This window comes from Pseudohongiella sp., assembly GCF_040877505.1.
Lineage (GTDB): Bacteria > Pseudomonadota > Gammaproteobacteria > Pseudomonadales > Pseudohongiellaceae > Pseudohongiella.
The window spans coordinates 1-9,004 of sequence record NZ_JBBDNQ010000048.1; the positions used below are offsets into that span (position 1 = coordinate 1).

6 protein-coding genes are annotated in these 9,004 nt (G+C 57.1%); 1 reads left to right on the plus strand and 5 read right to left on the minus strand.

Features of this window, described 5'->3' with window-relative positions; all coding sequences use genetic code 11:
• From WD071_RS17610 to ilvY, 4 genes are all read right to left on the minus strand, one after another.
• Window positions 1-503 (minus strand): sulfite oxidase heme-binding subunit YedZ (locus WD071_RS17610; protein ID WP_368049723.1); only part of this gene is annotated, 503 nt, incomplete at its 3' end.
• 30 nt (window positions 504-533) lie between these two features.
• The gene (gene msrP / locus WD071_RS17615) at window positions 534-1,577 is read right to left on the minus strand and encodes a protein-methionine-sulfoxide reductase catalytic subunit MsrP (protein ID WP_368049724.1); all 1,044 of its coding nucleotides are present in this window, start codon (window positions 1,575-1,577) and stop codon (window positions 534-536) included.
• An 80-nt stretch (window positions 1,578-1,657) separates the two neighbouring features.
• The gene (gene pssA / locus WD071_RS17620; protein WP_368049725.1) at window positions 1,658-2,500 is read right to left on the minus strand and encodes a CDP-diacylglycerol--serine O-phosphatidyltransferase; all 843 of its coding nucleotides are present in this window, start codon (window positions 2,498-2,500) and stop codon (window positions 1,658-1,660) included.
• An 82-nt stretch (window positions 2,501-2,582) separates the two neighbouring features.
• Window positions 2,583-3,482, minus strand: a complete 900-nt coding sequence (gene ilvY, locus WD071_RS17625; RefSeq protein WP_368049726.1) for an HTH-type transcriptional activator IlvY — start codon at window positions 3,480-3,482, stop codon at window positions 2,583-2,585.
• 183 nt (window positions 3,483-3,665) lie between these two features.
• Here ilvY and ilvC point away from each other — a divergent pair, with 183 nt between their 5' ends.
• Window positions 3,666-5,135, plus strand: coding sequence for a ketol-acid reductoisomerase (gene ilvC / locus WD071_RS17630; protein WP_368049727.1), 1,470 nt, complete (start codon window positions 3,666-3,668; stop codon window positions 5,133-5,135).
• A 309-nt stretch (window positions 5,136-5,444) separates the two neighbouring features.
• Here ilvC and WD071_RS17635 read toward each other — a convergent pair whose 3' ends face one another.
• The gene (locus tag WD071_RS17635) at window positions 5,445-8,780 is read right to left on the minus strand and encodes a beta strand repeat-containing protein (RefSeq protein WP_368049728.1); all 3,336 of its coding nucleotides are present in this window, start codon (window positions 8,778-8,780) and stop codon (window positions 5,445-5,447) included.
• Window positions 8,781-9,004 lie beyond the last annotated feature (224 nt).

Here is a 9,004-nt window from a genome sequence, read left to right on the forward strand (position 1 = left end):
GCCAGTAATGACGCCAGATACACCAGCTGATGCAACTGCTTCCAGCGTCGTCCCAGACGACGCATCATGGCCTTGGTCGAGGTGACACCCATGGCGACGAGTATCAACAGCGCAGTAAAGCCGACGGTAATATAGGGTCTCTCAACAATATCGCTGCCGATCTCGGACCAGCGCAGCTCCAGAAGAAACACCATGTAGATGATAAAGTGAAGGACAGCGTAAAACAGCGAAAACAGCCCCAGAGTGCGCCGCAAGGGAAACAGCCCGGTCAAACCGGTCAATTCGCGCAGGGGTGTAATGGCCAGACTCATCAGCAGAAACCGCAATGCCCAGCGACCGGTCTCCAGCGCCAGCTCCCGTGCCGGATCAGCCCCCAGCGTGTTGAGCACTGCGCCCTGCAGCAGATAAACAAAAGGCAACAGCGCCAGAACGAAGATGACGGCACGCACAATCTGCCAGAGCCGCGGATTGCGCAGTGCCTTGATCTGTGACAACGACCTCAAAAGACGACCATCCAGAAAGAACCCGCCGCTTTAGTAATAACGCGCCAGATCCATACCTTCATACAGATGAGCGACCTGATCGGCGTAGCCGTTAAACAGTCGGGTTTCGATACGCCCGGAGCTGAACAACGTCGTCGGCAGGCGCGTTTCCATATCCTGGCGCCAGCGTGGGTGGTGCACTTCGGGATTCACATTGGCATAGAACCCATACTCACTGGGCTGCAGCATATTCCATGAAGTCGCGGGTTCAGTGTCCGTGAAATGGATGCGGACGATGGACTTGATGCTTTTGAAGCCGTATTTCCACGGAATCACCAGTCGGATCGGCGCGCCGTTCTGCGGCGGCATGTAATTGCCATACAAACCCACCGCCAGGAAACTCAGCGGGTTCATGGCTTCGTCCATGCGCAGGCCTTCACGATAGGGCCACTCAATCACACTGAAGCGCCCACGCTGACCCGGCATCTGCTCCGGATCCAGCAGCGTCTCGAAGGCGACATACTTTGCCTTGGATGTGGGTCCAACCCGCTTGATCAAATCCGCCAGCGGGAAGCCGATCCAGGGAATCACCATGGACCAGCGCTCGACACAGCGCAGACGATAAATGCGCTCTTCCAACTGGTGAGGCTTCATAAAATCTTCCAGGTCGTAGGCACCGGGATTATCGACCTCACCGGTTATCTCAATCGACCAGGGATCGGCATCAAAACTCTGTGCATTCTGGAAGGGATCCGACTTGTCAGTACCAAACTCGTAGAAGTTGTTGTACGTCACGACATCACGGTAAGGCGTCAGATCTTCATCGGTCCAGAATTGACCGCCACGCTCTGCGGCCTCGATGCTGGCAAACTTGTCCTGCCACCAGGCGGCCGGGGCCGAACGCTCCATGTCAGCAGGGGCACGGGCACGCAAGCCATCACCCGAGGCACCAAAAGCGACACCCGGCATGGCTACCAGGCCACCGGCCGCAGCACCAAACTTGAGGGCATCACCCATAAATTGTCTTCGATTGCGGTAAACCGACTCCGGCGTAATCTCCGACGACAGGATGTCCGGGGCTGACTTGATCAACATAGTTAAACCTCTCACGCCCTCAGGCGGGCATCGGATGCAGGGCCCTTTCGGCCCGGCGTTTCACGAGAATCTGGACCTTGTTACGTTTCCGGATCGCTCTCGGTTTTACGTTTGCGCACCGAGATTTTTCGGTACAGCGCAATAACCGGACCGGAAATAGCGTAAACAACACACATCAACAGTAAAACTTCATGCGGACGCTGAGCAATCACCACCAGCAGCACCACCGCCATCAGGAACACCACGTAGGGCACTGTACCCTTGAAATGGATCTCCTTAAAGCTGTAATAACGATAGTTCGATACCATCAGCAGGCCCACAAACGCTGTCAGCACGGCCGTTGCGCCGGAAAACCACACGCCCGGCTGGATATCATACTTATAGGCAACCCAGACCACGAAGGTGACCAGACCGGCCGCCACCGGGCTTTGCAGCCCCATAAAAAACCGCTTATCGACGGTGCCCAGTTGCACGTTAAAACGCGCCAGTCGCAGCGCTGCACACGACATGAAGATAAAGCTTGCCGCCCAGCCCGCATTCCCGATAGACGACAGCGTCCAACTGAACACGATCAACGCCGGCGCCACCCCAAATGACACCATATCGGCCAGGCTGTCGAACTGCGCGCCGAACGCGCTCTGGGTATTGGTCATGCGCGCCACCCGGCCGTCCAGGCCATCAAGGATTGCCGCGATCAGTATCGCCCAGCCGGCCGCATTAAAATTACCGTTCATGCCCGCAATGATGGCGTAAAAACCGGCGAACAGGGCGCCCAGCGTCAGTAGATTAGGTAACAGATAAATGCCTTTGCGACTGATTTTCTTGCCATCCTGCGAGACAAACTCTTCGTGTTCGTCTATTGGTATAAAGCTGTCGTCCTGATCCTTAGCATCGTCATTTTGCGGATTTTTTTCCGTCGTCATACCCTACCCCTGACAAATCTCAAGCTCTGATTATACACATCCGGCAGGCGCTTGCGAGACCTGCTCGCAGACATCGGTGACGCTATTGCTGACCTGCAGCGGCGACCTGCCACAACGCATTGACCAACGGATTGGCGAACTTGCGGCGCCGCGCGCACAGGCCCACCGTGAACGGTCGCAACTCATGCATCACCGGCAATATTTCGATGCGGTCACTGACCGGGCTGTTGTCGACAACGACTCTGGGCACCACGGCGACACCACAGCCCAGGCTGACCATACTGACCATGGCTTCATGACCACTGACCTGGGCATACACCCGCGGCTTCTGCCCGCGTTGCGCAAACCACTGCTCCAGGCGCGAGCGCGCCAGCCCTGTCTCCGGCATGATCACCGGTAGCGCTTGCCAGTCATACTCACCGCTGTGCCTGCCCTGCTCCAGCAGCTGTCGAACCGGGCATGGCAACACCGGCCCGATACAGACCAGCGGCGACTCGCCCAGCGGCAGGAAGGCCAGTGACTCCGGCAGCTGATCAGGCATCGCCGCAATGGCGATATCATCCTGCCCCGCCATGACCCGCTCCAGCGCCAGTGCCGAATCGCCAGTATGCAACTGCAATTCAACCTGCGGATAGACGGCGCGAAACTGCTGCAGCAACTCATGCAGGAAGCTGTAGCTGGCGGTCACCGAACAGAACAGACTGAGGGTCCCGCGCAGATCTTCACCGCCGCGCTGCAAAGCGGATTTCAGCTGTAACAACTGATCCAGGGTCGGCACCGCATAGTCGCGCAGTTGCAAACCTGCCGGGGTCAGGCGTACGGTGCGGTTATCACGCTCGAACAGAGCAACCCCGAACTCTTCCTCTAGACGCTGTATGGCCCGTGTCAGGCCCGACGCACTGATATGTAATTCTTTGCTGCTTCTGGCAAAATGCAGGGTCTTGCTTAGATGGAGAAACAACCGGAGATCTTTTAAATCCATGACAGCGCCTGCCTGACGGCTTCAGGGCCTGAAAGTTTGCGTGCTTGAGAGATTGGCATCACCGTTATTGCGATTAGTGAAATAGTTAATTGCAAATATATCATTTTACGCAACCGTGACAAACATTTATCATCCACCCCGAATTTTACAATTGCCGGATAAACAGCCCCGAGGAAAACCAACATGAACTACTTCAACACCCTGCCCCTGCGCCTGCAGCTGCAGCAACTGGGCAAATGCCGCTTTATGGATCGCACCGAGTTTGCTGACGGCGTTAATCGTCTGCTGGGCAAAAAAGTAGTGATCGTCGGATGTGGCGCCCAGGGCCTGAACCAGGGCCTGAACATGCGCGACAGCGGTCTGGACATCAGCTACGCCCTGCGTGCAGAAGCGATCGCCGAGAAGCGTCAGTCCTGGAAAAACGCCTCAGAGAACGGTTTTACTGTCAGCACCTACGAAGACCTGATCCCGCAGGCTGATCTGGTCCTGAACCTGACGCCGGACAAGCAGCACACGGCCGTTGTAAAACAGGTTATGCCGCTGATGAAAAAAGGTGCCTGTCTGGCCTATTCTCACGGTTTCAACATCGTGGAAGAGGGCATGCAGATTCGTGACGACCTGACCGTGGTCATGGTTGCTCCCAAGTGCCCGGGTACCGAAGTGCGTGAAGAGTACAAACGCGGTTTTGGTGTACCGACACTGATCGCCGTGCACGCCGAGAACGACCCCAATGGCGACGGTCTGGACATCGCCAAGGCGTACGCGGCTGCCACCGGCGGTCATCGTGCCGGCGTGCTGGAGTCGTCTTTCATCGCGGAAGTCAAATCCGACCTGATGGGTGAGCAGACCATTCTGTGCGGCATGCTGCAGGCCGGTTCCATCCTGTGCTACAACCGCATGATCGAAAAAGGCGTGGATGCCGGTTACGCCTCCAAACTGATCCAGCACGGCTGGGAAGTGGTTTCTGAAGGCCTGAAGCACGGCGGCATCACCAACATGATGGATCGCCTGTCCAACCCGGCCAAGCTGGTTGCCAATTCACTGGCCCAGGAGCTCAAGGACATCATGGCGCCGCTGTTCCAGAAGCACATGGACAACATCATCGCTGGCGAATTCTCCCGCGACATGATGGAAGACTGGGCCAATGACGACAAAAAACTGCTGACCTGGCGCGAGCAGACCGCAGAAACTGCCTTCGAGAAATCCACGGCTGGCAGCATGGATATTTCCGAACAGGAATACTATGACAACGGCATCCTGATGGTGGCCATGCTGAAAGCGGGCGTTGAGCTGGCGTTCGAGACCATGACCGCAGCCGGTATCATCGAGGAGTCTGCGTATTATGAGTCGCTGCACGAAACCCCGCTGATCGCCAACCTGATCGGACGCAAGAAGCTGTATGAGATGAACAAGGTGATTTCCGATACGGCTGAATACGGCTGTTACCTGTTCTCGCACGAATGTGTGCCGTTGTTGAAGGATTTCATGCAGAAAGTCGACACCGATGTCATCGGCAAAGGTCTCAGCGTCAAAGACAACAACGTCGACAACGCCGAGCTGATCGCCGTCAACCAAAGCCTGCGCAACCATCCGATCGAGATCGTTGGTCGTCGCTTGCGTTCTTACATGACGGCGATGAAGAAGGCGATATAGGACTTTCTCAAACGCTCATCGGAAAAGGGCCGGAGGTATCTGATAAACAGTTACTTCCGGCCCTTTTTTTTGTTCCATGCTCGGGGCTTCGCTTGACGGTGCGGGCTGAGGGGCAGGTGGCAGTCGCGACCGACCGCTTCCTCCGTGAATCTGCCCGGCGCTGCGGAACTCAACCTCGCGCTTTGCGCTCGGGATTCAGACAATCCTCGCGCTGTTTCGGGCAGATTCACTGCGGAAAAGCGCGGCCTGATTGGTCGCTCGTTGCCACCTGCCCCTCAGCCCGCACCTCCCTTCGTGATAACCTTTGGCTTACTGAGCATTGCTGAAAATCAGCAACAGCTGGCTGCTGCCATCGGCGTACAGCACCCGGAAATCATCGGTACCGTCACCGTTAACATCGCCCGCCGGTGTCAGTACAGAGCCCTCCGCAGGCACGTCGTCGGCATCCGGGTCACCGGCAATCACATCGTATTGCATCTGACCCCGTACCGTTTGCCCATCTACCGACACTGACAAGATGCCCTGGGTATCGATGCGCACATCACTGAGCCCCGGCGTTGATGCCAGATTGGATTTTAAGGCCGGCCAATCGGATGGCACCGGCACCAGATCCTGCTGCATCAGGTTACCGTCTTCATCTCTGAATACCATGATGGCAACAGAGGCGCCGTTGAGACCCGGCACCGGCCGGAAGTATAAACCCTCTTCCTCGGCAGCCGTCGCCGGGAATGACAGCACTTCCGGCCTGACTGACAGGAAGCCGAGGTTGTTGCCACCGGTGGCAGGGTTGGTCAGGCGCAGGTTTGCGCTGTCGCCAAACTGCGACTCAAGACCCAGTTCGCCCAGCACGTTGCTGAACACCGACCGGTTCGCCACCACCGGCTGGCTGGTCACCTCTTTGCCATCGGCGGTGATCCAGACGATATCGCCATCGTCAGAGATGAACACGCCCTCTTCCTGATCAGGCGAGGCCTGGCGTACCCGGCCGGGCAATACGGTGGCGCGTACATTTCCACTGATAATAACCAGCTCACCGGTGTCGCCGTCCTGCCTGGCCTGGCCCTGTTCAAAGCCTTCCGGCACACGGAATGAGTCTATGGTGCGTTCGGGTGTGAAACCGTCCACCGGCGTCAGCACATTGCCTGACAGATCGGGTACGTTACGGCCGTCACCGCCCGCCCAGCTCCTGAACGGCAATGCGTTGGTCAGATCGATACCGGGCGGAATCGCATCAGGTGAGGCAAAACGTACGTTTGGCCCCAACTGCACATCCGGGTCCAGCACCGTATCACTGCCAATGACCACATTGTTCAGGCGGGCACCGGAGGTAACCCTGGCGCCATTGATCTGAGCTGGTTGCTGCGGATTGCCACTGATATTGCCAGACACATTGCCGCCGTTGATCACAGTGTCAGCGCCAAGTGTCACATCACCCCGAATCTCGCCGCTGTTCTGCACGGTGCCCGTGATCTGGCCACCATTAAGCACACCGCCCGGGTTGATGCTGACGTTGCCGGTGAACACGCCGCCCTGGGTTTCGCCATTAACAACCGGAGGTGTCGAGGTTGCTGGCAGTGCAGGCGTCACTATCGTCTCTCCCGGCGGCGGGTTTTGTGTATTGCCTCGAAGTACCGGGAACGCCACCCCTTCCTGAATCTGCCAGGTCGAATCAAAACCGAACCCGGCAAACAAGGCCTTCTGACGCATCTCCTCGCTGGTCCGGCCAGTACCACCAGCCGAGATGTCCTGGCCCGTGGTGTCCGTGTTCCAGTAACTATTGGTGATTGTTTCTTCATTACCACCAGCCCCCACCAGACCACCAATCTCGGCTCCGGCAACCCCGTCGTTGACGCTGCCAATCGCGTAGCTGTTACTCACCGTCCCCGTATCGGAAAGACCAATCAGGCCGCCGACCCTGCTATTGCCAGTGACATCCCCGGTGGCATAACTATTGGTGATTGTACTTTGGTTGAGGGTTGAACCAACCAGACCGCCAACAGAGCTGGTTCCAGTCACGGTGACTGAGGCGTAACTGCTATCAATGGTGCCGGAGAATCTCCCTGCCAGGCCACCCGAGTTACCGAACGAAAATCCAAAGGCAGGGGGGGGGGAAGTCACACTGCCAGTCACGTAACTATTTTCAATCCTGTCATTGATGCTATCTGCCCGGCCCACCAAACCACCAACATAACTTCGGCCGGTGACGTCCACCGATTCTAGGGCCAAGCCGATCAGTGCCGCTCCAGAACTTACTCCAAATAGACCAACATTAAATGTTTGGGGACGATCAATATGCAAGCCGGTGATCTTGAACTCGTCACCATCAAGGCTTCCGGTAAATGCTGCAGAACTTGAGCCAATCGGCTCCCAGCCGTCTCCGCCATTCGCAAACTCACCTTCCCCTCTGGTGGCATCTGTCAGGTCAATATCCGCGGTGAGTACGAAGTGCGCGGACAGACTGTTGCGAATCGCATCCAGCTGCACCGGCGTGGCGACTTGAAAGGGATCAATCTCAGTACCTGCTCCAAGGAGGCGGGTGGTGAACCTGGTTTCGCTCCAGGCGCCCTCGCCTGCCGCATTGACCGCTCGCACACGCCAGTAGATCCTGGCGCCGGCCGGCAGATCAGCGGTTATCTCGTACTCGGTGTCGGTGAGGCCCGTCTGATTGACGATATAAGAGGAGAAAGTCTCGTTAGCCGACACCTGCAAATCATAAGTGTTAGTCATGGCCCCTTCTGAGGCGGCGTTCCAGTCCAGCACCGGCTGACGTGCCACGTCCACCGCCTGATTGGCCGGACTGCCTATAACCGGGGCGTCCGGCGCAACGAGCAACCCCGGCGCGGGACTCTGCAAAACGGATCGCAGCGCGGGGAAGGAAAGTCCCGGCTGGTTCTGCCAGGTAGTCGTGAAATCAAACTCGGCAAACGATGCCTGAACACGCATCTGAGCGGTCGTCAGGCCAAACGCGTCATCCGAGCCAGCCGAGCTGCCCTGCCCCGTGGTCTCGGTGTTCCAGTAACTGTTGGTGATTGTTGCGTTATCTAAATTAAGCCAGCCCACCAGACCACCAATCTCGGTACCCCCGTCGTTGACGCCGCCAATCGCGTAGCTGTTGTTCACGACTCCAATAATGAACCGACCCACCAGGCCACCGACTCTGCTGTTGCCGGTGACATCTCCGGTGGCATAACTGTTCGTAATCGAATCACTACTTGACCCACCGAATGCTCCCACCAGACCGCCAACATCACCGTCTCCGCTCACGGCTCCAGTGGCATAACTGCTGCTGATCGTGCCGAGGTTTAAGCGTCCGACCAAACCACCGATGAATGAATCGTTGCTGCTGACGTTGCCTGTAGCGTAACTGTTGGTAATCGCGCCCTCATTGACCGCACCTGCCAAACCACCAGCACCGCTCACAGCTGCTGAGGCATAACTGTTATCGATGGTACTATTGGCGCTTAATTGACCCACCAAGCCACCAACCGAACCTCCGGTGCCAGTCACACTGCCCGTCACATAACTTTGCTCGATCCTGGATTTTTGGAAGGTCAGAATACCCACCAAACCACCAACAAAATTGCGGCCGGTGATCTCCACCGCTTCCAGCGCCAAACCGGTCAGTGTCGCCGTTCCGCGGATCATGCCAAAGAGTCCGATGTTGTCTGAGGCTACACTGTCTGCAGTACGGTTAATGTACAACCCTATGATCTTAAAACCGTTGCCATTCAGGCTGCCGCTGAATATTGGAGCGAGTGGGCTAGCCTCTCCAATTGGCTCCCAACCCAGTCCACCATGCCAGTAATCGCCACCTTCTCTGGTGGCCTCAGTCAGATCAATGTCAGCAGACAGGATAAAGTGCGCGCTTG